Below are 25,364 nucleotides of genomic sequence, written 5' to 3' on the forward strand. Positions count from 1 at the left end.
TAGCGTCTGAAACCTCATAGCTTAATGCCGCGGTGCAGTGCAACGATACCGCCGGTCAGGTTGGTGTACTCAACCCGCTCAAGCCCTGCCTCTTCCATCATGGCTTTGAGCGTTTCCTGATCCGGGTGCATACGAATCGACTCCGCCAAGTAGCGGTAGCTGTCGCCGTCCCCAGCTACCAGCTCGCCCATTTTGGGCAGCAGGCGGAAAGAGTACTCATCGTAAGCTTTGGAGAGCAGCGGATTGTTGGGCTTGGAAAACTCAAGTACCAACAGGCGACCACCCGGCTTAAGCACCCGGGCCATGGAGCGCAGCGCAGCGTCTTTATCGGTGACGTTACGCAGGCCAAAGGCAATGGTGATGCAGTCAAAGCTGTTGTCGGGGAACGGCAGGCTTTCGGCATTGGCTTGAACATACTCGACGTTGCCGCCCACGCCGTTATCCATCAGCTTGTCGCGGCCAACTTTGAGCATTGAGGCGTTGATGTCGGCAAGTACCACTTTGCCCCGGGGGCCAACCAAGCGGGAAAACTTAAGCGTCAAATCGCCCGTGCCGCCAGCGATATCCAGCACGTGGTGACCGGGGCGCACGCCTGCTCGCTCAATGGTAACACGCTTCCATATCCGGTGGATGCCCATGGACATCAGGTCGTTCATGACATCGTAGCGGGCAGCCACGGAGTGGAAAACATCAGCCACTCGCGAGGCTTTTTCATCAACAGGAACTTCCTGAAAACCAAAGTCAGTGGTGCGTTTTTCTGTGGGGCTCATTGGGCAGTAGCTCCCGAATTCGAGGCGGTGGCAATTCGACCGTAAGTCCTTTTGACCTTAAGGCCGACGCGATTAAAAGTTAATGCCATTGTAGCCTTGTCCACCCTGGCTTGTCTGCCTGGCTTCTTGTATAGGCCTGAGTCAGGTAGTCACAGTTGCTTGAATTGAATACTGGCGGGCTCTCGCGAGGCGCCGGCCTCTTTTAAGCGCTGCAAGTAGTTGTTCCAGTAGGCCTCTTGATGGGTAGCGAGGTCATACAGGTAGTTCCAGCTAAACAGACCGCTATCATGACCATCGTCAAAGTGCAGCTTCAATGCGTAGTTGCCCGCCTGGGTAATATTCTGTAGGCCGACATCTTTTTTACCCACTTGCAGTACCGCCGTATCGCCGCCGTGACCGCGTACTTCGGCGGAAGGCGAATAGACGCGTAAAAACTCGACCGGGAGGTAAAAACTCTCCCCACTGGCGTAGCCAAGCTCCAGTTCTCGGTTCTGCTTATGGTAGTGAACCCGAGTAGGGGTAGGGGCATTCATGATCAGACCTCATCGCTAAGTGTCCATGGCTTATGAACATAGCAGCAAGCCCGCGAAAAGCGGGCTTGCTGTTGCTGACTGTACTAGTGCTGATAATAACGGCAGGCGCGCAGCTTATAGAATATACCGCGACAGGTCTTCGTCGACCGCCAGTTCGCCAAGCTGCGCATTGACATAGTCGCCGTCAATTACCAGCGGGCTCTCCATATCGCCGCCTCGGAACGAGGCTTCTTCCAACAGCCGCTCCATCACCGTATGCAGGCGGCGGGCGCCGATATTTTCCGTGCCTTCATTGACCTGCCAGGAGATCTGCGCAATACGCTCAATACCGTCGGGGGTAAACTCAACGTCGAGCCCTTCGGTGGCCAGCAGCGCCTGGTACTGCTTGGTCAGCGAAGCGGAGGGCTCGGTGAGAATGCGCTTAAAGTCGTTAGGCGTTAGCGCGTCAAGCTCAACGCGGATCGGCAGGCGGCCCTGCAGCTCGGGTATCAGATCCGACGGGCGCGACAGGTGGAAGGCACCCGAGGCGATAAACAGAATATGATCGGTCTTAACCATGCCGTACTTGGTTGAGACGGTCGAGCCCTCAATCAGTGGCAGCAGGTCGCGCTGAACACCCTCGCGGGAGACTTCGCCACCGCTGGATTGGCCGCTGCCCTTGGCGACTTTATCGATCTCATCCAGGAACACGATACCGTGTTGTTCCACCGAATAGACTGCACGGGCCTTGATCTCTTCCTCGTTGACCAGCTTGCCCGCTTCTTCATCACGCAGCAGTACCAGCGCCTCTTTTACCGTGACGCGGCGGTTTTCGCGCTTCTGCTGGCCCATGTTAGAGAACATGCTCTGCAGCTGGCTGGTCATCTCTTCCATGCCCGGCGGGGTCATGATGTCGATGCCCTGGCCCTGGGAGGCGATTTCGATATCGATCTCTTTATCGTCCAACTGCCCTTCGCGCAGCTTCTTGCGGAAGGTCTGGCGGGTGCCGCTGTCTTCACGGGGCTTATCTTCCTGACCCCGCGGCGGCGGCAGAAGGGCATCGAGTACGCGGTCTTCTGCAGCATCGGCAGCGCGGTGGCTGACTTCTTCCTTGGCCTGTTCGCGCACCATCTTGATCGCGGCTTCCATTAAGTCGCGAATAATCGACTCAACGTCCCGGCCTACGTAGCCAACTTCGGTAAACTTGGTCGCTTCAACTTTAATAAACGGCGCTTTGGCCAGCTTGGCCAAACGGCGGGCAATCTCGGTTTTACCCACACCGGTGGGGCCAATCATCAAAATGTTTTTGGGCGTGACTTCAGGTCGCAGGTCGTCATCAAGCTGCATACGGCGCCAGCGGTTACGCAGGGCGATCGCAACGGCGCGTTTGGCATCCTGCTGGCCAATAATGTACTGGTCTAGAGCGTGAACAATTTCGCGGGGTGTCATCTGAGTCATATCGGTAACCTTAAATGTGCATTAAGCAGCGTTGGGTGGTCGCGTGGACTAATTAGCGACCGTCAATCGACAGCTCTTCGAGGGTCACGTGGTGGTTGGTGAATACACAGATATCACCAGCGATCGAAAGCGACTTCTCGGTAATTTCACGCGCCGACAGCTCGGTGTTTTCCAGTAGCGCTCGGGCGCTGGCCTGGGCGAAGTTGCCCCCAGAGCCAATGGCAATAATGCCGCGCTCGGGTTCGACGACGTCACCGTTGCCGGTAATGATCAGCGAAGCGCTATGGTCGGCGACGGCCAGCAACGCTTCCAAACGGCGCAGCGCCCGGTCGGTGCGCCAATCTTTGGCAAGCTCAACAGCGGCCTTGGTCAAATGGCCCTGGTACTTTTCCAGCTGCGCTTCAAAGCGCTCAAACAGGGTGAACGCATCCGCCGTGCCACCCGCAAACCCGGCCAGTACCTTGCCGCGGTAGAGGCGGCGTACTTTGCTGGCGTTACCCTTCATTACGGTATTGCCCAGCGATACTTGGCCGTCGCCAGCGAGGGCGACCTGATTACCACGACGGACAGAGACAATGGTGGTCATGGAGATAACTCCTTGGGGGGAGGCGCGCTCCCGATGACTGATCGGCCGCTGCAGGCGGCCGTAAAAAAAGCGATTCACAACAAAATGCGGGCGGCTGATAAAAAATCAACCGCCCGCAGGTATTCAGGAGGGGATTATTAGTTTTGCAGTTGGATAAGCAGTGGCTCGATTCCTTGGGTATTCATTAAATCCTGGGCACGGTTCAGCTCCCGGGTGTCTTCGTAAGGCCCCACTTGGACACGGTGCCAGGTATTGCCGTCCGCCTGTACTTCGCTGATTTCCGCCAGCAGGCTTAAATTGCGCAGTCGGCCACGCAGCTGTTCGGCGTCGCTGGCCTCACGAAATGAGGCGGCCTGAAGCATATAGCGCCCTGGGGTGTTGGTGGCCGCTTCATTCTCCTGGGCTGCCGAGACCTGATCTTCAGGCCGGGTGTTGGCGGCAATCACCTGGGCGATGGGGTCGTCGCCCGCGGCGCCAGAAGCCGCGGCGCTATCGGCTGCCTGTTCGGGAGCTTCCGGGCGCACAACGCTGGAAGGCAGCGAAACGCCTGGCGCAATGACCTCGGTTTCTGGCAGCAGGGTGTAAAACTCAAACGTCGGCATTGACGGTTCGGCGGCCTCCTCGGTTTCCCGAGCGGCAGCGCGCTCTTCGCTACCTGAGGGCTTGGGCATCACCGTGGCCTGGGGCGTTTCACTCGGCTGCTCTTGCCAGGGGGCGGTGCCGTGCTGGTGCTGCGCCAAAAAGAAGCCAGCTGCCATACCGGCAAGGCCCCACAGCCAACCGGGTAGGCGAAAGCCCCCGCCTGAGCTGCGGGAGGACTTGCGCTGCGAGGTGGCGCCGCGGCGGGCGGCGGGCTTTTTACGCGGGCTAGCCATTGCTTACATCTCCTCTGGGGCGCTAACCCCCATTAAATCAAGCCCGTTGCGCAGCACTTGACGGGTGGCAAGGCCCAGCGCCAGGCGGGTATTGCGTAGGGTGTCGTCCTCGACCATTACTTTGACGGCGTTGTAGCAGGTGTGGAAATCGCCGGAAAGATCGAGCAGATACTGGGCAACCTGCTGGGGTTCACGATTTTTGGCAGCCGTTTCAACGACTTCAGGGAAACGCGCTAAACGGTTTAGGACGGCTTTCTCCTGGTCGCTATCAAGTAGCGCCAGGTTGGCCAGTGCCAAGGCGTGATCAAATGGCTGGTCGGCATCCTGGGCTTTGCGCAGCATGCTGCATACCCGGGCATGGGCGTACTGGATGTAGTAAACCGGGTTGTCGTTGGACTGCGAGCGGGCCAGGTCGATATCAAAGGTGAGCTGTGAGTCTGCGCGGCGAGCGGCGAGGAAGAAGCGCGTGGCATCGCGGCCTACTTCGTCGATCAAGTCGCGCACGGTGACGTAGCTACCGGCGCGCTTGGAGAGTTTTACCTCAACGCCGGAGCGGGTGACCATGACCATCTGGTGGAGCACATAGTCGGGCCAGCCTTTGGGAATGCCCACTTCCAGCGCCTGCAAACCGGCGCGTACACGGGTAACGGTGGAGTGGTGGTCGGCGCCCTGCTCGTTAATCACGGTTTTGAAACCGCGCTGCCACTTGTCCAGGTGGTAGGCTACATCGGGCAGGAAGTAGGTGTAGCCACCCTCGCGTTTGCGCATCACACGGTCTTTATCATCACCGAAGTCGGTGGTGCGTAGCCACATGGCGCCATCGTCTTCATAGGTGTGGCCCGCGTTCACCAGCTTTTCAACGGTGGCGTCCACCTTGCCATCTTCGTAGAGCGATGACTCCAGGAAATAGACGTCAAACTCGACGCCAAAGGCTTTGAGGTCCAGATCCTGCTCGCGGCGCAGCCACGCTACGGCGAACTCTTGAATCGCCTCTAAATCGTCAGGGTCGGTTTTGGCGGTGACTTCGCGGTCATCGGCACTGACTGTTTTGCCTGCCAGGTAATCGTTGGCTACATCGACGATATACTCGCCGCGATAGCCGTCTTCGGGCCAGCTTTCATCGTCAGGGCCCAGGCCTTTGACCCGCGCTTGTACTGAGCGGGCCAAGTTGGCGATCTGGGCGCCAGCGTCGTTGTAGTAGAACTCGCGGGTGACATCAAAACCGGTGGCTTCGAGCAGGCGGCATAGGCAGTCGCCAATGGCCGCGCCTCGACCGTGCCCCACGTGAAGCGGGCCGGTGGGGTTAGCGGAAACGAACTCGACCTGAACCTTCTCGCCTTTGCCGACCATGCTGCGGCCAAAGGTGTCGCCACAGTCGAGTACTTGGGCAACAATTTGCGCGGCGGCGTCGGCGGCGGCGAAAAAGTTGATAAAGCCGGGGCCCGCAATCTCGGTTTTTTGGATAGCATCGCTTTCGGGAAGCGCTTCAACCAGCGCGTTGGCTAATTCACGCGGGTTTTTGCCGGCCGGTTTGGCCAGCATTAGCGCCAGATTAGTGGCGTAATCGCCGTGGGCTTTATCTTTGGTAGGGTCGACTTTGATGCTGGGCTGAAGGTCGTTGGGCAGCACGCCTTGGTGCTTGAGCGCGGTAACTGCGCCTTCGAGCAGTGAAACTATCGTATCTTTCATTGAGGTATCCGGTGTCGTCGGTGGCGGCGTGTGCTAACGCGCAGCTGTAAAAGGTGCGTCGGTAAGGCGGCTATTATCGGCAATTGAGCCGCAGTTTCAAAGGCGTGTTGCTAAACAAGTGCCAAGAGATAAGCGCTACGCGAGGGTTTGTGGGTCGATATCAATCGACCAGCGTACCTTGCGTGCTTCGCGATTGGCTTCAAGCCACTGCACCAGCCAGCTAACGGCGGGGTGCAATTGGCTGCGTTTATCGGCTGCTAGCATAACGTGTAAATGGTAGCGGTTCTGGCGTCTTTCCATCGGGGCAGGCACTGGCCCTAGGCAGCGGGTGGCCACGCGGGATTCTTTAAGCCACTGGCGCAGGGCCTGGGCGGCTTGTTGCGCCATGGCTAAAGCGGCCTCCTCTTTGGGGCTTTCGATGCGTAGCAGCGCCATAAAGCAGAACGGGGGCAGCTGGGCGATACGTCGTTCTTCGAGCATATTGCGCGCTAGCGCCCCATAGCCATGCTCGGCCAATTGGCCCAGATGAGGATCGTCGTGGTGCAGGGTTTGCACCAGCACGCGGCCAGGGTGGGCGGCGCGACCGGCCCGGCCCGCCACTTGCTCAAGCAACTGGGCACTATGTTCGAGAGCACGGAAATCAGCGGCGTAGAGGCCGCCATCGGCATTGACCACCACGACCAGCGTGACATGGGGTAGGTGGTGGCCTTTGGCGAGCATTTGAGTGCCGACCAACACGCAGGGCTCGCCGCGTTGAATCTCTTTTAATACTTGCTCAAAGCTATCCTTGCGTCGGGTGCTATCGCGGTCAATGCGGTGGATGGTGGTCTTCGGAAACAGCGTTTGCAGGGTCTCTTCGGTGCGCTCCGTTCCGCTACCCAGGGCGCGTAGGTCGCCGCTGCCGCATTCGGGGCAGGCATCCGGTAGGGCGCGGCGGCTATCGCAGTGGTGACAGGCCAGCAGCGGTGGCTGGCGGTGCAGCGTCATGCGCGCGTCGCACTGGTTACAATCAGCCATCCAGCCGCAGGCGTGGCAGGCAAGGGTCGGGGCAAAGCCGCGTCGGTTGATAAAAATCAGCACCTGCTTGCCAGCGCTCAAGGTGCTTTTAATCGCTTTGATGGCGCCGGGTAACAGGCCACCCTGGCGGCGCTGGTGACGTAGATCGATTAATTCCAGCTTGGCCGGTGGGTGTTGGCTGGGGCGCTGGGTAAGGCGCAGATGGCGGTAGGCACCGGCAAGTGCCTGATGCAGGCTCTCCAGCGAAGGGGTGGCGCTGCCCATTAGCAGCGGAATTTTATGGTAGTGGGCGCGTGCCACCGCAAGATCGCGGGCGTGGTAGCGCAAACCGTCGTGCTGTTTGTAGGAGCCGTCGTGCTCTTCATCGACAATAATTGCGCCGGGGTTGGCCAGCGGGGTAAAAATCGCCGAGCGGGTGCCGATGATGATCAGCGCCCGACCGCTGGCGGCGGCTTCCCACACGTCTAGCCGTTCGGGGTCGGTGAGGCCTGAGTGCAGCGCTACCACGGGTACCCGAAAGCGGCTTCTAAAGCGGGCGAGTGTCTGTGGAGTTAAGCCAATTTCCGGTACCAGTACCAGCGACTGCTTGCCCTTGGCGGCGACGGCTTCAATAAGCTGCAGGTAGACTTCAGTTTTGCCGCTGCCGGTGACCCCTTCGAGCAAACAAGGGTGATAGCCATCGATCTTTTCATGCAGCGCTGCCAGCGCCGTCGCCTGTTCACGGTTAAGCGGCAGGGCCGGTGTTGCCAGTAAGTTGCCGCTGGGCGGCGTTGGGGCCATCAGGATGTGTTCCTGGCTGGTCGCTAAACCTTTCTTCTCTAGCGCTAATAGCTGGTCGCGAGCAAAGCCGTGGGCGCTAACCGCGCGTCCGGGTAGCCCGTGGGGGTGCTGGCGCAGCAGCGCATGCAGCGCCGCTTGTTTAGGTGCTCGGCTGAGTGTTTCTGCGGCATCTTCGCCCTGGGCAAGCCAAAGGGTTTGGGTGCGACCGGCCATCGGGTGGCCCTGGCGTAGCCGCGCGGGCATAGCGTGGTGCAGGGTATCGCCCAGGCTGTGCTGGTAGTAACGGGCGGCAAAGCGGCATAGCCACAGCCAATCTTCCGGCAGCGGGGTGTCATCCAGCGCTTCGCTGATGCCACGTAGCTGGCTGCTTGGCAGGTCGCTGTGGTCGGCCAATTCGACAACCACGCCGATGACTTCGCGTCGCCCAAAGGGCACCCGCACCCTTAGCCCCGGCTGCCAGCCGCAGGGCGGCATTTCCCTGGCTGGCAGGTAGTCGAACAGGCGGCGCAGCGGCGAGGGCAGCGCTACTTTAAGCACTTGAGCGGGTGCTTGAGTGGGCATTTGAGAAGCTCTCCGCGAAGAAACAGAATCAGGCAATTGGCCTCCGGCGTTAGTTTTGCTAGAATATGCGACCGCTCTTAATCTTAAGGCATATCTTAACGGCATGTCTTAAAGACAGAGTGGCTAACCGGTTAGTCGTTTTTTCCAAACCCGTATGCGGTACCTGGCACGAGATCAGGTGGCGGCATATAGCTTCGTGAGGCTCGAGATGAGACAAGGTATTCACCCGAATTACAACACGGTCACCGCCAACTGTTCTTGCGGCGCCACTTTCCAAGTAGGTTCGACCTCTGGTCAGGACTTCTCTTTGGATGTGTGCTCTAACTGCCACCCGTTCTACACTGGTAAGCAGAAGCAAGCGACCACTGGTGGCCGCGTAGAGCGCTTCAACAAGCGTTTCGGCGCTGCTGTTAAGCGCGGCTAATCCCAGTCGGATAAGCCATATCGCCAGCATGCCTGTGCATATCAGGCTAAGCTCGCGCAAAACCCACGCCTCGGCGTGGGTTTTTGTTTTGTGGAATAATTTTTCATAAATGCTGCGCTACAGCAATAAGTAAAGCGTTATAGATAAGACCTATTTACATAAGTTTCAGCAAATAACTACGAAATGTGGCGAATATGAAGGGAAAATTCAGTTAAACGAGCGTTTTGTTGTAAGTTGACGGCGCGCTTGAGGCGTTCTGGTTTTTTCTATATTCTGAAATGACTTATCTACTTTATGTTAACTGGACTCTGACCATGACGGATGCAAATAAGCAGGCTGCTTTGGATTATCACGCGAAACCGATACCCGGTAAGCTTTCGGTGGAGTTGACCAAACCCACCGCGACGGCACGGGATTTGGCGCTGGCGTATAGCCCAGGCGTGGCTGAGCCAGTACTTGAAATCGCCAGGGATGCGGAAAATGCTTACCGTTATACCGGCAAGGGGAATCTGGTCGCCGTCATTACCGATGGCAGCGCTATTCTTGGCTTAGGCAATTTGGGTCCACTGGCGAGTAAGCCAGTCATGGAAGGTAAAGGCGTGCTGTTTAAGTGCTTTGCCGGTATCAACTCGGTGGATATCGAAGTGGATGCGGAAAGCCCACAGGCGTTTATCGATACCGTGGCGCGGATTGCCGATACCTGGGGCGGCATCAATCTTGAAGATATCAAAGCGCCAGAGTGTTTTGAAATCGAGAAAGCGCTGATTGAGCGCTGCAGTATCCCGGTATTTCACGATGACCAGCACGGCACTGCGATTGTCACGGCGGCTGGCATGCTGAACGCTTTGGATATTGCTGGCAAAAAAATCGAAGACGTTAAAATTGTTTGCATGGGCGCTGGTGCGGCGGCGATTGCCTGTATGCGGCTGCTGGTCTCTTGTGGTGCTAGTAAAGATAACCTGGTAATGCTGGATCGGCGTGGCGTTATTCATACCGAACGTGAAGGCATTAACGAATATAAGGCCGAGTTCGCCCGCGATACCGAGATGCGCACCTTAGATGATGCTATCGACAGCGCCGATGTGTTTATCGGTTTGTCAGGCCCGGGGCTGTTGTCTGCTGAGCAGGTCAAGAAAATGGCGCCCGATCCGGTGATTTTTGCCTGTACCAATCCTGATCCTGAAATTCACCCTGACGTGGCCCGCGAAGCTCGTCCGGATGTGATCATGGCGACCGGCCGTTCGGACTTCCCGAACCAGGTCAATAACGTGCTGGGCTTCCCGTTTATCTTCCGCGGTGCTTTGGATGTTCGCGCCACGCGCATCAATGAAGAGATGAAGCTGGCTGCGGTGCATGCGCTGAAAGATCTGGCCCGTGAGCCGGTGCCCCAGGAAGTGCTCAACGCCTACGAGCGCACAGAAATGAGCTTTGGCCGCGAGTACATTATCCCCACGCCTGTCGATATTCGCCTGCTGGCGCGGGTTACCTCGGCGGTTGCTCAAGCCGCGGTTGATTCTGGCGTAGCGCGTAAGCCATTCCCAGCGCACTACCCGCTGCAGTCAATTAATGACGTTTACGGCGGCTGAACCGCTGCGCCCAAGCGTATCCTTACGCCCGCTTCTTAGCGGGCGTAAGTGTTTTGAGGGGCTGTCCCGTTAGTCTTTTGCATAGCGCGTTAGTCCCTCCTGAGCGGTAGAGGCCACCAGGCGGCCGTCGCGGCTGTAGATATGCCCCCGCGCCAGCCCACGAGCGCCGCCTGCCCAAGGTGAGTCGATAACGTACAGCAGCCAGTCATCCAAGCGGCTGTCCTGGTGCAGCCAAAGGGCATGATCAAGGCTGGCGATGCGCAATTTGGGGTCGCGGTACTCAATACTGTGGGGAATCAGGCTGGTGGTCAGCAGGTTGAAGKCTGAGGCATAAGAGAGCAGGTGACGATGCAACGCTGGTTCGTCCGGGAGTGTGCCGGAAAGACGAAACCATAGGCATTGGCCCGCTGGCGTACCGTGGTCGGGGTTGCCGGGTAGATGGACAAACTCAATCGGGTGACCGGGAAAACGGTCGTGCTTGGCTTCGCCGCTCTCGATTAACGCTTCGGGGGTTGGCACATCCGGCATAGCGCGCTGATGGCTAAAGCTCGCCTCTTCGCTTTGGAACGAAGCGCTGCAGAAAAAGATAGGCCGGCCTTTTTGAATGGCAGTGACGCGGCGAGTGGTAAAGCTGCCACCGTCGCGAATAGTATCCACCTGATAAACAACGGGCCGGTGGGGGTCGCCGGGGCGCAGAAAATAGCCGTGTTGAGAGTGCGGTCTGCGCTCGTCGGGCACTGTGCGCGCGGCGGCTGCCAGCGCTTGGCCGAGTACTTGACCGCCGTAGAGCTGAGGAAAGCCCAGATCCTGGCTCTGGCCACGAAATAGCGTTTCTTCCAGCGTTTCTAGCTCCAGTAACGCTACCAGTTTGTTTAGCGCGTCTGTCATTCTCGGTATCCTTGCGGCTGTCTCTATCGAATGCTGTCGGTGAAAGCGCGAGCGGTGGGTAACCCTTTCATACGATCGTTTAGCTACCTTAGCGGAGTTTACGTTTATGCGCAGCGATGAATTTTACATGCACCGGGCACTTGACCAAGCCCACTTGGCCGCTGCCGCAGGCGAAGTGCCCGTGGGGGCGGTGGTTGTCGATGCGCAGGGGGAGATTATTGGCGTTGGCTGCAACGCGCCGGTGGCCAGCTGCGATCCCAGCGGGCATGCGGAGGTTCGCGCCCTGCGCGAGGCGGGCATGCACCAGCGTAATTATCGGCTGGAGGGCTGTACGCTGTTTGTCACCCTAGAGCCGTGCATGATGTGCGCAGGTGCGATGATACACGCGCGCCTGGCGCGGTTAGTGTATGGCGCCGCCGAACCCCGCGCTGGCATGGTTGAATCAAAGGCTAACCTATTGGCGCAGCCGTGGTTTAACCACCAGATAGAGGTGTCTGGTGGCGTTTTGGCCTCGGCTTCGCAAAAGCTGTTAAAGCGTTTTTTTGCCGCTCGGCGAGCGTCGGCTGATCAGTAGACGCTAGGCATCTTCCGTTGTATTGATTTCGCCGCACTCGACCCGGTTACGCCCGTTGTGCTTGGCGTGGTAGAGCGCTTCGTCGGCGGTTTGCATCATGCGCGCTAGATCGACGTCTGCAGGGCAACTAAAGGTAACAACCCCGGCGCTTAACGTGAGTGGTTTGCCGTCGGCATGGGTGAGGCTTGAGGTGGCCAATTTTTGACGCAGTTCATCCGCTACCTTAAACGCTGAGGGCAGGGGGTGGCCAGGCAGCMAGGCGACGAACTCTTCACCGCCGTAACGGGCAAAAACGCCGCCATGGTGTTCGATGTGCGATTTACCCAGTTGCGCAAAAAAGTGTAAATGCTCATCGCCGACTAAATGCCCCAATTGGTCATTAATTCGTTTGAAATAGTCGATATCGAACAGCACCAGGCTGGTCGGGCGTACCGACTGCAAGGTGTCGGCCTGTTCTAAAAAGTGGCGACGGTTAGCAATCCCGGTTAATTCATCGTGGCGCGCTAGCCACTCAACTTCCTGCTGTAACTTGCTGCGCTTGCGTATCTCCTGCTGCAGGKCGGCGTTGCTGTTTTGCATCGCGGTGTGCTGATGCCCCAGACGCTGAAAAGTATACAGCACGAGATAGAGTAAATACGTCAGGAGTAATCCGGTGACCAAGCTGATGGTTGGTAGCCGCGAGAGCTGGCTGGCCAGGTACTCCCAGCGTGGCTGATAGGAGAGCGTGAGCGCTTTATCTAATAAATTTACCTGAGAGTCGAACAGCCAAGGGCCTGGGTGGGTAGCGTCGCCGTGTTGAGCCAGCAGCTGAGTGCCGTTGTGCCAGCGGGTAACCCCTTGTTCGGCAGGTAGTTGGGCAAACAGCGCTTCAGCAAAGAGAGGGAAGCTCACCGCCATTGCTGCTGCGCCTAAAGGGACGCCATCGGCATTCAGCACTGGGAAGTAGTGGATGACGCCTGTGCCGCCTTGCAGCAGCTCAATAATATCCGTACTGCCCTCTTGTTGCCCCCTCAGCGCTGGCTCTAGCGCTTCGCGTCCTGCCGGTTGAACGTCGAAAAGGCGCCTTCCCAGGGCGCTTAAGTTGCTTGTGGTAAAGGGGTAAACGTGGCGTATAACGCTATCAGGTGTGACGAAGGCAATATTGATTAAATAGGTAAAGTCCTGCCGGTAGCCCGCCGCTTGATCTGTCCACTGCTGGTAGGTTGGCAGCGACCTCTGTAGCTGCCAAATACGCGCGAAACCACGCATGGCATTTAAGTGGGTGTTGATCTCTAAGGAGAGCTGATGGGTTGCTTGCTGGGCGCGTGCTTCAACCTGCTGATAGAGCCTCTGTTCGGCTTCATGGTGGAGCTTTTCCCAAAGCATCAAGACCGCGATGAGCAGCCCGCAGGCTGGCCAAAGCGCGTTAATCAAATAGCGTTTGCCGCGCCAGTAGCGCACTGACAGCAGGTATTGGCCCAGCAGTAATAGTCCCAACGTTAGCAGGCCAGGCCAGTCGGCCGTATAGCGCAGCAGCGGCGTAAAGGGTTGGCTGCTTGGGATTAGCTGTAAACCCGTCAGCAGTAGGGCCGCGAGCAGCAGTAGCGGTGCCCCTAAACGGGCACGTTGGCGAAGCAGTATCGCTAGCGCGCTCAACTGAAGGGCCAGTGTCATTAACAGCGGCGCGCGGAAACTTTCAAGCGCTATGGGCTGCGCCCAGCGGGTCAGCGTTTGCCAATCCGCGGTGGATGCCCAGCTTTCGGGTGTCAGATAGCTAATAAGCCCTGGCAACAGGAGTCCAATAGCGCTAATGCACAGCAGGCAAGTGAGCCAACGAAAACTTTTCAGCGTACTCAGTTGGGCTAGCGCCACCAGCACCAGTGCGGTAGAGCTAATGTTAGGATGAAGAGCGACAAGTGTAACGGCACAGCAGGCAGCAATAATCGGTAGCCAATGTGCAGCACGGGCAATGAGAAAGGGCATTGCATCCTCACGTTAATTAAGCGGCGGCACAAGCTCGAACAATAGCAGTGGATCATCGTTGACAGGCGTTTGCTCTAGTTGGAAAAACTGCTGGCGGCTGCGCTCAACATACTCAATCATTTCGTAGTAGCGGCGGATGTTGCGTACATATATCACCGGTTCGCCGCCCCGGGCGTAGCCATAGCGTGTTTGGCTATGCCATTCACGCTGCTGTAATAGCGGCAACGCGGCGCGCACATCGGCCCAACTGTCGGGATCGCCGCCGCGCACTTCGGCGATCTTGCGAGCGTCGTATAAATGCCCTAGGCCCACGTTATAGGCCGCCATGGCCATAAACAGCCGGTCATCTCCGGTGATGCTTTCCGGTAAGCGGTCTTTAATACTGCGCAAATAGCGGGCACCGCCGTCAATGCTCTGGGCTGAATCAGTGCGGTCACTAATGCCCATTTCGCCCGCAGTGTCATTGGTTAGCATCATCAAGCCGCGTACCCCTGTCGGCGAGACAGCGTCCGGGTCCCAGTGAGACTCCTGGTAGCCCACGGCAGCGAGTAGCTTCCAATCAAACCCCGTTTCACGAGCAGACTGTTGGAATAGCTCCGTATAGCGGGGCAGGCGTGCATCCAGGTGATCAAGAAAGGTGCGGGTGCCGACATACTCTAGATAGTCGTCATGACCAAAGTAGCGGCTAACCAGACGGTTCAAAGTGCCGCTCTCCTGCAGGTCTTGCAGAAAACGATTAGCGGCTTCTAGTAACCCCAAACCGCGGCCACTGGGCACCGCCCACGCCATGGAGAGCGGGTCGCCGAGGGTAAAGCCGCGCTCAACGTTGGGGAAAAACAGCCGGTTTAAACGAAACTGATGTTCAAAAATGACGGCCGCGTCCAGCGTGCCGTTCTCAACCCGTGCCAGCAGTTCGGCGACTTCCAGTTCGTGGGACTCTTTCCAACTCAGGGTGGGGTGGAGAATCTGCAGATCGTGCAGTGCTTCGCTGGTGCCCGCTTTGCTAAGGGTGCCTAGCTCCAGCCCGACGAGGTCACTCGGCTTACTAATACCATTCAACCCACGCCGGTATACGACGAGTGGCTGCATCTGAATAATCGGCCTGGTGTAGTAAATCCCCGGCGTATTGGGCAGCAGAGGAAGTGCTGCGGCACCCAGGTCGCCGCTTTCACGTACCGCGGGCAGCACGCTTTCTGGGTGATGGCTGGCGTCAAGGTTAAGGCTCACCCCCAGGTAGTCGGCAAAGCGATGCATAAGCTCGTACTCAAAGCCGGTAGGGCCCTGGCGGCCTTCGTAATAGGTCGTGGGCGTATTGCGGGTATGCACGGTAATAAAATCTTTTGCGCTGATCTGCGTCAGATGCTCGCCGGGAGGAACCAGGGAGAGAGTCGGTACCAGGGTCAAAAGCGTAATAGCGATCAGCGCATAATAAGCGCTGGCACGGGCTACAAAATGTCGGCAAATCAACGTCAGCATGGCGTCTTGTCGGCATGAAACAAGCTGCCACGATACCCAGCCAGGAGCAGGCTGTCACCTTGTTGATTTCGTGTGGCGGCTGGTTTCCAGTATCATAGTGGGATTGCCGCACTGCGGCCTGGTGATTTCCCTGCTCGAATTTCCCTGCTCTAGAGGCTTCAGGATATGCTTGAACTGCGAGGCGCGCCCGCCCTTTCTGCCTTCCGTCATGCTCGGCTGTTAACGGTGTTGCGTGAACGTGTTCCCGAGGTGGAAGCGCTGTCTGCCCACTATGTTCATTTTATCGATGTTCACTCCCACGACGAGCTAGATGACGCTGCCCGCGAACGCTTGGTGCAGTTACTGGATTACGGTACTCACTTAAACGTAGAGGTTCCTGAGCGCGCCCAGCGCTTTTTAGTAGTGCCGCGCCTAGGTACCCAGTCGCCCTGGTCGTCAAAAGCCACCGACATCGCCCACAACTGTGGCTTGCGCCAAATTAGCCGCATCGAGCGCGGCATCGATTACCGGGTCAGCTTCACCGCTATGCCGGACGAAGAGAGTTTGAGCGCGCTGGCGGCACTGCTGCACGACCGTATGACGGAAACCGKGCTAGCCGATGCCTCGGACGCCGCTAAGCTGTTTGCCCAACATGATCCAGCACCGCTGGGCAGTGTGGATATTCTGGAAGGTGGCCGGGACGCGCTGGCAGCGGCCAACCAGGCCTTGGGGCTGGCGTTGGCAGAAGATGAAATCGACTATCTTGTCGACGCCTTCAATGAGTTGGGGCGTAACCCCAGCGACGTTGAGCTGATGATGTTTGCTCAAGCCAACTCTGAGCACTGCCGTCACAAAATCTTCAATGCCGATTGGGTGATCGACGGCGAGCCGCAGAGCCACTCGCTGTTTAAGATGATCAAGAATACCTTTGCGTCATCGCCGGATAACGTGCTCTCGGCCTACAGCGACAACGCTGCGGTGATTAAGGGCAGCCAAGCCGGACGCTTCTTTGCCACGCCATTGACCGGCGTTGATGACGAGCGTGCGAACTACGCCACTCATCAGGAGCCCATCCATATCCTGATGAAGGTAGAGACCCACAACCACCCCACCGCGATTGCCCCTTTCCCGGGAGCGGCGACCGGCTCCGGTGGTGAAATTCGTGATGAAGGTGCTACCGGCATTGGCGGCAAGCCCAAAGCGGGCCTGTCAGGCTATACCGTTTCTAATCTACGCATTCCTGAGTTCGTGCAGCCCTGGGAGGCGTTTGATTACGGCAAGCCCGAGCGCATGCAGTCGGCGCTTAATATTATGCTCGATGGCCCCATCGGGGGCGCGGCGTTCAACAATGAGTTTGGTCGACCCAACTTAACCGGCTACTTCCGTACCTACGAGCAGGAGTCGCTTAACGATGGCGGCATCGAGCGGCGCGGCTTCCATAAGCCAATTATGCTCGCCGGTGGTTACGGCAATATTCGTGCCCACCACGTTCAGAAGGGCGATATCCCCGTCGGTGGCAAGCTGATTGTGATGGGCGGCCCGGCGATGCTGATTGGCCTTGGCGGCGGTGCAGCCTCCAGCATGTCATCCGGCACCTCTAGTGCCGATTTGGATTTTGCCTCGGTACAACGTGAGAACCCCGAAATCGAACGCCGCGCACAGGAGGTTATCGACCGCTGCTGGGCGCTGGGCGATCACAATCCGATTCGCTTTATCCACGACGTGGGCGCCGGCGGGCTTTCCAATGCGCTGCCGGAGCTGGTCAAAGACGGCAACCGTGGTGGCTGCTTTGATCTGCGTGCGGTACCCAACGCCGAGCCGGGTATGAGTCCGCTGGAAATCTGGTGTAACGAAGCGCAAGAGCGCTATGTGCTGGCCGTTGCGCCGGAAGATTTAGCCACCTTTGACGCGCTATGTAAGCGTGAGCGCTGCCCCTATGCGGTGGTTGGCGAGGCCTTGGACGCGCATCACCTTGAAGTGCGCGATGGCCACTTTGACAGTAAGCCGGTCGATTTGCCGATGAGCGTACTGTTTGGCAAAGCGCCTAAGATGCAGCGCGAATTTGAGCGCCACGAACCGGCGCTTTCCGGCATGATGCTTGATAACCTCGACCTGCGCGAAGCGCTGGATCGGGTGCTGCGTCTACCTACTGTGGCCTCCAAAAACTTCCTGATTACCATCGGTGACCGCTCAATTACCGGCCAAGTGGCCCGCGACCAGATGGTCGGCCCCTGGCAGGTGCCGGTGGCGGATGTAGCGGTTACCACGGCAAGTTTTGATACCCACACCGGGGAAGCCATGGCCATGGGCGAACGCCCGCCGGTGGCGTTGATCAATCCTGCAGCCAGCGCTCGTTTGGCCGTCGCCGAAGCGATTACCAACTTGGCCGCAGCGCCGATCGCCAAGCTAAGCGATATCAAGCTCTCCGCTAACTGGATGAGCGCCGCCGACCATCCAGGTGAAAACCAGGCGTTGTATGACGCCGTTTATGCGGTGGGCATGGAAATGTGCCCGGCACTGGGCATCGCCATTCCGGTGGGCAAAGACTCTATGTCCATGCGTACCGCCTGGGTCGATGAGAATGAGCAGGATGAAAGCGAACCTGAAGAGAAAAGCGTAACCTCGCCGCTTTCGCTGGTCGTCACGGGCTTTGCCCCGGTGACGGATGCCTTGGCGACGCTTACCCCGCAGATCAATCTGGATCAAGATGAATCGGATCTGATTTTGATTGATTTAGGCAGCGGCCAAAATCGTCTGGGCGGCTCTGCTCTGGCGCAGGTGTACGGCCAAGTAGGCAATGACTGCCCAGACGTGGACGACCCGGAAGATATCAAGGCGTTCTTCGAAGTCATTCAGGGTCTTAACCGCGACGGTAAGCTATTGGCCTACCACGACCGCAGCGACGGCGGCCTGCTGGTGACACTGTTGGAAATGGCCTTTGCTGCCCACGCAGGGCTAGAGATTAAGCTCGACTGGATGATCGATGAGCCGGTGGAGGCGTTGAACGCGCTGTTTTCGGAAGAGTTGGGGGCGGTGATCCAGGTTAATCGCCAACACACCGAAGAAGTGCTGGCGCAGTTTGCCGTTGCAGGTATCGAAACCTGCGGCGTTATCGCCCGTCCCCGCTATGACGACCAGGTGCGCGTCACGCTGTTCGAAGAGCCGCTGCTGGAAACCACGCGTCAACTTACCCAGCGCACCTGGGCGGAAACCAGTTACCGCATGCAGGCGCTGCGCGATAATCCCGAATGCGCTAAAAACGAATTCGACAATCTGCTCGATAGCCGCGATCCGGGGCTCTCGGCAACACCGACCTTTGATATCAACGACGATATCAGCGCACCGTTTKTGAATACTGCCAAGCCCGCCATGGCCGTACTGCGCGAGCAGGGCGTTAACGGGCAGGTGGAGATGGCCTGGGCCTTCGATAAGGCCGGGTTTGAAGCAGTGGATGTGCATATGAGCGACATCCTTGAAGGGCGCGTGTCCTTGGAAGAGTTCAAAGGCCTGGTGGCCTGCGGCGGCTTCTCCTATGGCGATGTGCTCGGTGCTGGCGGTGGTTGGGCCAAGTCGGTGCTGTTTAACGAGCGCGCCCGGGAGCAGTTTGCGGCGTTCTTCGCCCGCGACGACAGCTTCTCACTGGGTGTGTGCAACGGCTGCCAGATGCTGTCACAGTTGAAGACGTTAATTCCCGGCGCTGAAAACTGGCCGACCTTTGTGCGTAACGAGTCAGAACAGTTTGAGGCGCGGGKCTCCATGGTGCGGGTCGAGAAGAGCCCTTCGATCCTGCTTGCTGGCATGGAAGGGKCAAAACTCCCCATCGCCGTGGCCCATGGTGAAGGACAGGCGGCGTTCCGCGACAGCGCGCATTTGCGCAGCATGCAGTCGAGCAGCCAAATCGCCCTGCGTTACATCGATAACTATGGCCAGGCAACTACCCGCTACCCCGCCAACCCCAACGGCTCGCCTGCCGGCATTACCGGCCTGACTACGCCGGATGGCCGGGTGACCATTATGATGCCACACCCGGAGCGTGTCGCCCGCGCAATCACCAACTCCTGGCGCCCGGCAGGGTGGACGGAAGATGGCGCTTGGCTACGGCTATTCCGCAACGCTCGGGTTTGGCTCAACTGATACCAGTAGCGCTGCAAGTCACGCGATGGGAGTAGCGAACAGATTAACGGCGGTTTTTTGCCGCCGTTTATCTGTTACGTCAATTGTTAAGAGTGCTGTTGAGGCGTGCTCGCCGGTGTTTCATCTGCTCCCGKCGGCGGCAGTCCTAGCTTGGCTTCCAGTGTTTCAAGCTCTAAACGGTAGCGCTCAACGAGGTATTCAAAGCGCCCAAAGTCATGTCCGCAATCCATACAGAACACATGGGCTTGACCACGCCGTGTGGCGGGTAGGCGTTTTAAACGGCTACTGCATTCTGGGCATTCAGGGCTGAAATGATTAGTTGTCATGGCAAACCTCTTGATTAAACTTTCTCTCCACAACGCGGGAGATTAAAAGTGGATTTAAAACCTTCACTATTAAGATGCGACGAAAGTCGCAATAGTTCAATAGCAGGCTATTTAATTTGCCGATACCCAACGCCTCACGGACGTCTTCTCTAACGCCCCAGCTTCGCCCCTATCAGCAGGAAGCGGTAAAGCGCGTGGTGGTGCATTTCCGTGCCTCCAGCGATCCTGCTTTGGTGGTATTACCTACTGGCAGCGGCAAATCCCTGGTGATTGCTGAGCTGGCGCGCTTAGCTAGGGGGCGTGTGCTGGTGTTGGCCCATGTGCGCGAGCTGGTGGAACAGAACCACGCCAAGTACCAGGCCTATGGCCTTGAGGCGGATATTTTTAGCGCCGGTTTAAAGCGCAAAGAGGCGAGTCGCCAAGTGGTGTTTGGCTCGGTGCAGTCGGTGGTGCGCAATTTGGAGAGTTTTAACGACGCTAACTTTACCCTGTTGGTGATCGATGAGAGCCACCGCGTATCGCTTGATGAGGACGCCAGCTACCGCCAGGTGATTGAGCACCTGCGCCAACACAACCCGCAGCTTAAAATACTCGGACTCACCGCAACGCCGTACCGTTTGGGGCAGGGGTTTATCTATTATCGCCACCACCACGGCATGGTACGGGGCAGCGAAGAGAGCTTTTTCCGCGACTGCGTGTTTGAGCAACCGCTACGGCTGATGGTTAAGCAGGGCTATCTCGCCGCGCCCAAGCGACTGGATATGGCCATTGAGGGCTACGACTTCTCTGCGCTGAAGCCCTCTTCAAGTGGTCTGTTTGCGGAGGAGGCGCTTAATCGCGTGGTGGCGGGTAGCCGCGCTACGCCGGGCATCATCGGGCAAATTATCGAACGTGCGGTTGAGCGCCAGGGAGTGATGATTTTTGCCGCCACCGTATCCCACGCCGAAGAAATTATGGGCTATTTGCCCAGGGCAGAAGCAGCGCTTATTACCGGCGCAACGCCTTCCCAGGAGCGCACGGCGCTGATCGATGCCTTTAAAGCGCGGCAACTGAAATATCTGGTCAACGTGGCGGTGCTGACCACCGGCTTTGATGCCCCTCACGTGGATTTAATCGCTATTTTGCGGCCTACCGAGTCGGTCAGCCTTTATCAGCAGATGGTGGGCAGAGGTCTTCGCCTGTCGCCGGGTAAAAGTGACTGCCTGATCCTGGATTACGCCGGTAACCCCTGGGATATCTTCGCCCCGGAAGTGGGCGAACCAAAGCCGGATAGCGACAGTGAACCGGTTCAGGTAGAGTGCCCTGACTGCGGTCATGCCAATCTTTACTGGGGAAAGCGCGACGGTGATTTAGTGATTGAGCACTTTGGCCGTCGCTGTCAGGGGCTAATTGCAGATGATGAAGGAAGGCGGCGCCAATGCGACTTCAGGTTCCGCTTCAAAGTCTGCGATGAGTGCGGTGCCGAAAATGATATTGCTGCCCGTCGCTGCCACGGTTGCGAAAAACTACTGGTAGACGCGGATGATAAACTCAAAGACGCCCTAAAGCTGAAAGACGCCAAGGTATTGCGGGTAAGCGGTATGCAGCTGGAAGCGACCACCAACGGCCGTGGTCTGCCGCGCTTAAAAGTCACCTATCATGACGAAGATGGCACCCATCTTTCCGAGTGGTACGCGCTGGAAAGCCCCGCTCAGCGGCGTGCTTTCTATGCCGCCTTTCTGCGCTACCATCTGCGCGCACCGGGAGGTAAATGGCAGCCGCTAAGCCCCGAGGAAGTCGTCGCCGAACAGCGCCGCCTACGCCATCCTGATTTCGTCGTAGGCCGCAAAGTGGGGCGCCATTTCCAAATCCGTGACAAGCTGTTTGACTATGCTGGCCGCTACCGTAAAGCGGTGGAGGCGGGGTAGCATGTGCCTTGTGTCGATAAACCATCTATTATTCAATATTTAGGCTGTAAACTGCAGGAGCGCACGATGCCAACGGTGCTACGCTTGCAGGGTTTTAGGTTCTTCTTCTATTCAAATGAAGGTAATCCTTTAGAGCCTGCTCACATCCATATATTTAAAGCGGGCGCTGAAGCTAAATTTTGGCTCTCGCCTGATGTGCAGTTGGCGAGAAATGATGGCTTTGATGCCAAGGCGCTACGCACTATTACGACGATGATTATTCAACACCGCGATACACTAGAGGGGGCCTGGCATGACTACTTCTCCTAAGCGAGTTACGTTTGATGAGGATAATTTCTGGGTTGAGTTAAGCGATGGTCGCACGGTAGGCGTACCGCTAGCTTGGTACCCGCGCCTTCTTAAAGCCTCAGCCCAACAATTGGCGTGCTATGAATTGAGTGCCCGTGGAATTCATTGGGACGCGTTGGATGAAGATGTGTCTATTGATGGAATTCTGGCCGGGCAGGGCGATTTGACACGCCACCGCCAGGCTGTCGCCTGATTCCAAACATCCCAAGAGAGCCGACCCGCGTGAGCGAGACGCCAAGCGTTAATAGCGACATAGAAACACCTGATTCTCAGCCTAATGAGCCTGTGCAGGTGTCGTTTGGGCGTCTGTTTAATGAGCCGATTACGCAAATGCCAGAGGATTTATACATTCCTCCGGAAGCGTTGCGGGTCTTTCTGGAAACTTTTGAAGGCCCACTGGACTTGCTGCTCTATCTGATTCGCCGTCAGAACCTGGACATTCTAACCATCAATGTGGCCACCATCACCCACCAGTACATCGAGTATGTGGAGCTGATGAAGGCCATGGAGATTGAACTGGCGGGGGAGTATCTGCTCATGGCCGCCATGCTGGCTGAGATCAAGTCTCGCACGCTKTTACCCCGCCCGCCGAAGGCAGAAGGCGACGACGAGGAAGACCCCCGCGCTGAGCTGATCCGTCGCCTGCAAGAGTATGAGCGACTTAAAGAGGCCGCAGAAACGCTGGATACGCTGCCGCGTATGGGGCGCGACTGGTTTAGTGTGCAGGCGGGCTTGCCACCGCTGGAATCCCGGGTAATACATCCTGAAGTCGAGCTCGATGAACTGCTCAGCGCGCTATCGGATATTCTCAAGCGTGCCGAGCTGGTGCAGGCCCACCAGATCAGCCGCGAAGTGCTGTCCACTCGCGAGCGCATGCTCAAGATTATGGAGCAGCTCAGTCACGATGACGACCACCACCGCTATACCTCCTTTGAAGCGCTGTTTACCCTAGAAGAAGGGCGGGCAGGCGTCGTAGTGACCTTTATGGCAATTTTAGAACTGGCTAAAGAAGCCATGATAGAAATTGTCCAGAATGCGCCTCTGTCGCCGATTCACGTGCGCGCCCGGCGTGCGGCCCTTGCTGACGATGAGGAGGGAGCTTTTGAGGAGGGCGAGATAGAAGATGATGCCTATGGCGAGTCCGCTTTTGAGCCTGGCGAGGAGACGCCATGAGTAACGCCGTCACCGCGTTAGATGACATTGTTTTAGATGACATTATTGAAGCAGCGCTGCTGGCCGCTGGCGAACCTTTGCCTCTTGAGCGTTTGGAAACCCTTTTTCTGGAAGGCGAATGCCCAACGCGCAAAGAGTTTCGCGATGTGTTTGAGCGTTTACAGCAACGCCACTCCGGCGGTGCTCTAGAACTGCTGGAAACCGTTTCAGGCTACCAGCTACGCATTCGTCCGCGGCTTTCCCAGTGGGTGTCGCGATTATGGGACGAGCGCCCACAGCGCTACTCCCGGGCGCTACTGGAAACCCTGGCATTGATCGCCTACCGCCAGCCGGTTACCCGGGGCGATATCGAAGAGGTACGCGGGGTTAGCGTGAGTAGCTCCATTATGCGTACCTTGGCGGAGCGTGGCTGGATTCGGGTAGTGGGGCATCGAGATGTGCCGGGCCGCCCGGCGGTTTACGCCACCACGCGTAGTTTTTTGGACGATTTTGGCTTAAAAACCCTCGATGCACTGCCGCCCATGCACACGCTGGCCAGTTGGGAGGAGAACGAAATACCTGAGGAAGAGGGCTTGGTGTCCAATGGTGAGGACGCCAATGCAGCAAGTCTCCCCGATACACAGAGTGAAGCACTAGACGAAACGCATAAAACGGTGCAGGATGCGCCTCCCCAGAAAGATCAGATTACTGCGGCTGAAATAGCCGACAAGCACGCCGAGACGGCGTTAACCCAGCCGCTGAGTTTTGCCGATTTACAGGCACGGCTAGCGGCACGTGCGCAGCGCGCTGACGACGATGAGCGCGAGCGCACGGAGACTACCGATGTGAGGTCAGACGACCATGAGTCAGAGTGATAACACCACGCCCCCCACCAGCGAAAAGCTGCAAAAAGTCTTGGCCCGTGCAGGCCTTGGTTCGCGGCGCGAGATGGAAACAGCGATTTCCGCCGGGCGCGTTAAAGTGAATAGCCAGGTGGCCAAGCTGGGCGACCGCGTTGAGGCGCGGGACAAGGTCAGCTTTGATGACCGCCCAGTGGCGCTGCGTCCGGAAGAAGAGGCGCCGCGTCGGGTTATTATGTACAACAAGCCGGAAGGCGAGCTGTGCACCCGTAAAGACCCGGAAGGTCGACGCACCGTATTTGAACGTTTGCCGCGCCTGAAAGGCGAGCGCTGGATTGCGATTGGCCGCCTGGATATCAATACCAGCGGTTTGCTGCTGTTTACCACCGATGGCGAATTGGCCAACCGCTTGATGCATCCCTCTACCCAGGTAGAGCGCGAGTATGCGGTTCGCGTGATGGGGGAAGTGAAGCGCGAACATATCCTGGCCATGGTCGATGGCGTTATGTTGGAAGATGGCCCGGCGCGCTTTACCGATGTGCAGGAGTTTGGTGGCGAGGGTATCAACACCTGGTTCCACGTGGTGATTCTGGAAGGGCGCAACCGTGAAGTGCGGCGTCTTTGGGAGTCTCAGGCGCTGACGGTGAGTCGTCTGAAGCGCGTACGCTATGGCAATATCTTCCTCGATAAGCGGGCAAAAGCCGGCGAATGGGTCGAACTTACTCAGGATGAGGTGGATGACTTAGCCACGCTGGCTAACTTGGAAACCCGTAAAGTGCCAGCGCTGACGCCCGATGAGAAGAACCGCTGGAACCGTGATAAGCACAAGCGCAAGCCGGTACAGGCGCTGCGCAAGCCGAAAAGCAAAGCCCGTTAAACGCGGCTGTCTGAGCCCTCTCTTGGTCTCCGCTGTTAGCGTTTAGTCTCGTAAGCGTGTCTGCCCGCATTGAGTGATGTGAGCAGGCACGAAAATGGTTCATTATCGTAGAGTGAAGGCAAAAAACGCTTGCTATCAATAAGGTGTAAGCGTAGGATATGCATCCGTTCAGGCGGGTCGTTAGCTCAGTTGGTAGAGCAGTTGACTTTTAATCAATTGGTCGCAGGTTCGAATCCTGCACGACCCACCATTCAAACAGTTGATCAGTTTTTATGAAGTCAGTTTGAATTCAGTGATGAACGTTTAATGTAGGTAGCGTATGTGTGGTAACGCTAGTAAGTGAGTAGCAAAGCAAGTTTGGGTCGTTAGCTCAGTTGGTAGAGCAGTTGACTTTTAATCAATTGGTCGCAGGTTCGAATCCTGCACGACCCACCAAATTCAACGCCCTTGGCAGTTTACTGCCAGGGGCGTTTTGCTATGCAAGCAGAAAATTATCTGCTGTGACAAGTTGCTTGCAGCAAGCAGCAATTTCCCACCACAATAGTCTAGAATTGATTCTAAAGCGGTAGGCCTCCGCGAGAGACGCATCGGCCCACCGCGCACGCGAGCGGCATAGCATATGC

General features: G+C 57.5%; 21 protein-coding genes and 2 tRNA genes. 12 read left to right on the forward strand and 11 right to left on the reverse strand.

What is annotated here, in order from left to right:
- Positions 1-14 precede the first annotated feature (14 nt).
- The 7 genes from ubiE to HALO_RS05140 all read right to left on the reverse strand — a co-directional run bounded on the left by ubiE (position 15) and on the right by HALO_RS05140 (position 8,248).
- The gene (ubiE, locus tag HALO_RS05110; protein WP_050713139.1) at positions 15-770 is read right to left on the reverse strand and encodes a bifunctional demethylmenaquinone methyltransferase/2-methoxy-6-polyprenyl-1,4-benzoquinol methylase UbiE; all 756 of its coding nucleotides are present in this window, start codon (positions 768-770) and stop codon (positions 15-17) included.
- A gap of 149 nt (positions 771-919) precedes the next feature.
- Positions 920-1,303, reverse strand: coding sequence for a gamma-butyrobetaine hydroxylase-like domain-containing protein (locus HALO_RS05115; RefSeq protein WP_035585514.1), 384 nt, complete (start codon positions 1,301-1,303; stop codon positions 920-922).
- A gap of 114 nt (positions 1,304-1,417) precedes the next feature.
- The gene (hslU, locus tag HALO_RS05120; RefSeq protein ID WP_035585512.1) at positions 1,418-2,740 is read right to left on the reverse strand and encodes an ATP-dependent protease ATPase subunit HslU; all 1,323 of its coding nucleotides are present in this window, start codon (positions 2,738-2,740) and stop codon (positions 1,418-1,420) included.
- A 52-nt stretch (positions 2,741-2,792) separates the two neighbouring features.
- Complete coding sequence (hslV, locus tag HALO_RS05125; protein WP_035585510.1) at positions 2,793-3,326, reverse strand: ATP-dependent protease subunit HslV; 534 nt, start codon at positions 3,324-3,326, stop codon at positions 2,793-2,795.
- A 137-nt stretch (positions 3,327-3,463) separates the two neighbouring features.
- The gene (locus HALO_RS05130) at positions 3,464-4,201 is read right to left on the reverse strand and encodes an SPOR domain-containing protein (protein WP_035585508.1); all 738 of its coding nucleotides are present in this window, start codon (positions 4,199-4,201) and stop codon (positions 3,464-3,466) included.
- A gap of 3 nt (positions 4,202-4,204) precedes the next feature.
- A complete protein-coding gene (gene argS, locus HALO_RS05135; RefSeq protein ID WP_035585506.1) occupies positions 4,205-5,890 on the reverse strand; it encodes an arginine--tRNA ligase in 1,686 nt (561 codons plus the stop codon).
- A gap of 135 nt (positions 5,891-6,025) precedes the next feature.
- Entirely contained in the window at positions 6,026-8,248 is a 2,223-nt protein-coding gene (locus HALO_RS05140) for a primosomal protein N' (protein ID WP_035585504.1), read from the reverse strand.
- Between the two features lie 208 nt (positions 8,249-8,456).
- Between HALO_RS05140 and rpmE the strand changes: the two genes are divergently transcribed.
- Positions 8,457-8,672, forward strand: a complete 216-nt coding sequence (gene rpmE, locus HALO_RS05145; RefSeq protein WP_071694190.1) for a 50S ribosomal protein L31 — start codon at positions 8,457-8,459, stop codon at positions 8,670-8,672.
- Between the two features lie 314 nt (positions 8,673-8,986).
- Positions 8,987-10,258 (forward strand): malic enzyme-like NAD(P)-binding protein, encoded by a 1,272-nt coding sequence (locus HALO_RS05150; protein WP_035585503.1) that lies wholly within the window; start codon positions 8,987-8,989, stop codon positions 10,256-10,258.
- Positions 10,259-10,327: 69 nt separating this feature from the next.
- Here the strand turns inward: HALO_RS05150 and HALO_RS05155 are convergent, their stop codons facing one another.
- Positions 10,328-11,146, reverse strand: coding sequence for an acyl-CoA thioesterase (locus tag HALO_RS05155; protein WP_050713140.1), 819 nt, complete (start codon positions 11,144-11,146; stop codon positions 10,328-10,330).
- A 106-nt stretch (positions 11,147-11,252) separates the two neighbouring features.
- Here HALO_RS05155 and tadA point away from each other — a divergent pair, with 106 nt between their 5' ends.
- A complete protein-coding gene (gene tadA / locus HALO_RS05160) occupies positions 11,253-11,720 on the forward strand; it encodes a tRNA adenosine(34) deaminase TadA (protein ID WP_035585499.1) in 468 nt (155 codons plus the stop codon).
- Positions 11,721-11,723: 3 nt separating this feature from the next.
- On the opposite strand, the gene HALO_RS05165 is transcribed toward tadA, so the two are convergent.
- Together HALO_RS05165 and mltF are read right to left on the reverse strand one after the other, a co-directional pair.
- Positions 11,724-13,682: a GGDEF domain-containing protein gene (locus HALO_RS05165; protein WP_050713141.1), complete on the reverse strand. Its 1,959-nt coding sequence runs from the start codon at positions 13,680-13,682 to the stop codon at positions 11,724-11,726.
- A gap of 12 nt (positions 13,683-13,694) precedes the next feature.
- Positions 13,695-15,158 (reverse strand): membrane-bound lytic murein transglycosylase MltF, encoded by a 1,464-nt coding sequence (mltF, locus tag HALO_RS05170; RefSeq protein ID WP_035585497.1) that lies wholly within the window; start codon positions 15,156-15,158, stop codon positions 13,695-13,697.
- A 165-nt stretch (positions 15,159-15,323) separates the two neighbouring features.
- Between mltF and purL the strand changes: the two genes are divergently transcribed.
- Positions 15,324-19,271, forward strand: coding sequence for a phosphoribosylformylglycinamidine synthase (gene purL, locus HALO_RS05175; protein ID WP_050713142.1), 3,948 nt, complete (start codon positions 15,324-15,326; stop codon positions 19,269-19,271).
- An 86-nt stretch (positions 19,272-19,357) separates the two neighbouring features.
- On the opposite strand, the gene HALO_RS05180 is transcribed toward purL, so the two are convergent.
- Positions 19,358-19,597, reverse strand: coding sequence for a hypothetical protein (locus HALO_RS05180; RefSeq protein WP_050713143.1), 240 nt, complete (start codon positions 19,595-19,597; stop codon positions 19,358-19,360).
- 116 nt (positions 19,598-19,713) lie between these two features.
- On the opposite strand from HALO_RS05180, the gene HALO_RS05185 reads away from it, so the two are divergent.
- From HALO_RS05185 to HALO_RS05220, 8 genes are all read left to right on the forward strand, one after another.
- Positions 19,714-21,504 (forward strand): DEAD/DEAH box helicase, encoded by a 1,791-nt coding sequence (locus HALO_RS05185; protein WP_035585493.1) that lies wholly within the window; start codon positions 19,714-19,716, stop codon positions 21,502-21,504.
- A gap of 66 nt (positions 21,505-21,570) precedes the next feature.
- Entirely contained in the window at positions 21,571-21,813 is a 243-nt protein-coding gene (locus HALO_RS05190) for a DUF4160 domain-containing protein (protein WP_035585491.1), read from the forward strand.
- Positions 21,797-22,045, forward strand: coding sequence for a DUF2442 domain-containing protein (locus tag HALO_RS05195; RefSeq protein WP_035585489.1), 249 nt, complete (start codon positions 21,797-21,799; stop codon positions 22,043-22,045). Before HALO_RS05190 ends, HALO_RS05195 begins: the two co-directional genes overlap by 17 nt.
- 29 nt (positions 22,046-22,074) lie before the next feature.
- The gene (locus HALO_RS05200) at positions 22,075-23,025 is read left to right on the forward strand and encodes a segregation and condensation protein A (protein ID WP_035585487.1); all 951 of its coding nucleotides are present in this window, start codon (positions 22,075-22,077) and stop codon (positions 23,023-23,025) included.
- On the forward strand, positions 23,022-23,879 hold the full coding sequence (gene scpB, locus HALO_RS05205; RefSeq protein ID WP_035585484.1) for an SMC-Scp complex subunit ScpB: 858 nt from the start codon (positions 23,022-23,024) through the stop codon (positions 23,877-23,879). Before HALO_RS05200 ends, scpB begins: the two co-directional genes overlap by 4 nt.
- Positions 23,866-24,741 (forward strand): 23S rRNA pseudouridine(2605) synthase RluB, encoded by an 876-nt coding sequence (gene rluB / locus HALO_RS05210; protein ID WP_035585482.1) that lies wholly within the window; start codon positions 23,866-23,868, stop codon positions 24,739-24,741. The genes scpB and rluB overlap by 14 nt, the downstream gene beginning before the upstream one ends.
- Positions 24,742-24,915: 174 nt before the next feature.
- Positions 24,916-24,991, forward strand: a tRNA-Lys gene (locus HALO_RS05215).
- A 109-nt stretch (positions 24,992-25,100) separates the two neighbouring features.
- Positions 25,101-25,176 (forward strand) — tRNA-Lys (locus tag HALO_RS05220).
- The last annotated feature ends 188 nt before the right edge of the window (positions 25,177-25,364 follow it).

Origin of the sequence: Halomonas sp. R57-5, assembly GCF_900070345.1 — a bacterium.
Lineage (GTDB): Bacteria > Pseudomonadota > Gammaproteobacteria > Pseudomonadales > Halomonadaceae > Vreelandella > Vreelandella ventosae_B.